Origin of the sequence: Pseudoflavonifractor sp. An184 (assembly GCF_002160305.1) — a bacterium.
GTDB lineage: Bacteria > Bacillota > Clostridia > Oscillospirales > Oscillospiraceae > Lawsonibacter > Lawsonibacter pullicola.
In genome coordinates this window covers 1-1,996 of record NZ_NFKI01000122.1, presented here as the reverse complement: position 1 = coordinate 1,996, position 1,996 = coordinate 1, and the positions used below count along the sequence as shown (strand labels likewise).

Genomic DNA, 1,996 nt, shown 5'->3' with positions numbered 1-1,996 from the left:
TCCGCCTAGCGGCGAAAACTGCGTTTGTTCCCTTGCTCCTCCTCTTCCCGGCGAACCCGCTTCGCTGGGCTTCGTCGGGAGTAACGAGGGATTGGGCAAAACGCCACCGGGGACGGCTCCAGATGAGCACTTCGTGCTCATAGTCGCCTACCCTACCCCCTTTGTCGCTTCGCGACATCTCCCCCTGACAGGGGGAGTCGGCCCCGGACCCCCATTTACGGGAGTCACCCCTTGAAGTGCGCAGAACATTTCCGGCGCGCAAAATCAGGAGTGCTTGGGTACTATCCCGTCCGGCCCCACTGGGGGCCTGAGTGGGGAGAAAATTGGGACTGGTGCGATTCCATGCCTGCGCCTGAACTTGCCGAACCAACGAGCTTGGTTCGGAATATGGGATACCTCATCCGCCCCCTTCGGGGGCACCTTCCCCTAAAGGGGAAGGCAGGGGGATAGCGTTCCAAAGCCTTCCCCTTTAGGGGAAGGTGGCACGGCCGCAGGCCGTGACGGATGAGGGGAACGGTCCTGATTATGAGGGCGGTCCGTTTCAACCGTAGGGGCGCACAGTGTGCGCCCGCGGGCCGGTCTGGGACCGGCCCCTACAAAAAAGGACATCTTCTATTATATTCGCCGTAGGGGCGGGTGTCCTCACCCGCCCGCTCTGGAGGTGGGCTCCGTTTGTAGGGTGCGGCCTCCCGGACGCGCCGTTCCACTTACACGCAAAACGCCGTAGGGGCGGCCCTCGCGGTCGCCCGTGCCGGATCTTGAATCAGGTTTCGCTCCCCTTTGTAGGGGCGGCTATCAGCCGCCCGAGCCTTCCACCCAGGAGGAAGGCTAAACGGTGAAACTTCCGGCGGGAGCTTACGGGCAGAAAAAAGGGCAGGCGTTCACCTGCCCTTTGGGAAAGCGCAATTCAGCGCTTACACATTCTCACACTTCTGGTTGGCCACCGTGCAGGAAGTTTTGCAGGCAGACTGGCAAGAGGTCTGGCACTCGCCGCAGCCGCCCTTGGCGGCGCTGGCCTTCAGAGTGGCGCCGTTGAGGGTCTGAATGTGTTTCATTGGAATCTCCTCCTATGCTTTCACGGAGCAAGCTCCGCATAATTTGAAGCTATTATAGCACAGAACACGCCCCATTTCAATCTCATCTTTTGCGTTTTTTCTTGGGGCGGCTGCCCAGGATGCCCGCCATGGCCCCGCCGCACAGGCAGGAGAGGAGCATCATCCCCCCTCCGTTGGAGATGGAGGCCTCCTCAAACAGCAGCGTTCCCGCCAACAGCAGCAGCAGAAACAGGATGGCCCCCACCCCCGCTCCCACCAGCAGGGTGCTCCGGCCGATGCGCCGCACCGCCAGCAGTCCGCCGGTGAGCGCCCCAAGCACGCAGGCGGCCAGCACCGCACGCTCCATGAACCGCTCCGGGACCGCCCCGGCGGAGATGAGCAGGGAGCAGACCAGCAGCGCCAGCACCGCCGCCAGCACTGCCGCCGCTCCGCCCAGAAGCAGCTGGCCCATCACCGTGATCCAAAGCCCTCCGGTCTCCTCCGGCTTTCCTTCCCGCCGCTTCTCCCGCGGTTTCTTCGTCATATCCGACCCCTCCCCAGTCTGTGAGCTTGTATCCAAAGCCTATGCGGGCAGGGGCTGTCCACTTGCCGGTTTCGGGAAAAAATCACAGCCGGGCGGAGCAAGCGGCTCCGCCCGGCTTTATCTCCATCTCCGGTCAGATTCTCAGCAGCATGCCCAGGGTCCGGAGAAACTCCTGGACCTCCCGGGGGGTGGTAAAGGCGGACACGCTGGCCCGCAGGGTGCCGGTCTCCAGGGTGCCCGCCGTGCGGTGGGCCAGGGGGGCGCAGTGGAGCCCGGCCCGCAGGGCGATCCCCCGGCGGCCCAGCTCCTCCCCCAGTTCCTCGCAGTCCCGGTCCTCCACCCGGAAGGAGATCACCCCCGCCTGGGCCTGGGACCCCGCCGGGGCCCGGAAAACCTCCACCCCGGGCAGGCGGGAGAG

Annotated in this window: 3 protein-coding genes; all 3 read right to left on the bottom strand. The window is 64.6% G+C overall.

What is annotated here, in order from left to right; genetic code table 11:
- Positions 1-914 precede the first annotated feature (914 nt).
- On the bottom strand, positions 915-1,055 hold the full coding sequence (gene scfA, locus B5F19_RS16670) for a six-cysteine ranthipeptide SCIFF (RefSeq protein WP_087292864.1): 141 nt from the start codon (positions 1,053-1,055) through the stop codon (positions 915-917).
- 82 nt (positions 1,056-1,137) lie between these two features.
- Positions 1,138-1,578 (bottom strand): TIGR04086 family membrane protein, encoded by a 441-nt coding sequence (locus B5F19_RS16665; RefSeq protein ID WP_242972867.1) that lies wholly within the window; start codon positions 1,576-1,578, stop codon positions 1,138-1,140.
- 133 nt (positions 1,579-1,711) lie between these two features.
- On the bottom strand, positions 1,712-1,996 hold a 285-nt coding region (locus B5F19_RS16660; protein WP_140394279.1), incomplete at its 5' end, for an aminotransferase class V-fold PLP-dependent enzyme.

What these genes read in the sequence shown, in the direction of transcription:
- scfA (WP_087292864.1), bottom strand. Translation starts at nt 1,055, where the DNA reads ATGAAACACATTCAGACCCTCAACGGCGCCACTCTGAAGGCCAGCGCC.
- B5F19_RS16665 (WP_242972867.1), bottom strand. Translation starts at nt 1,578, where the DNA reads ATGACGAAGAAACCGCGGGAGAAGCGGCGGGAAGGAAAGCCGGAGGAG.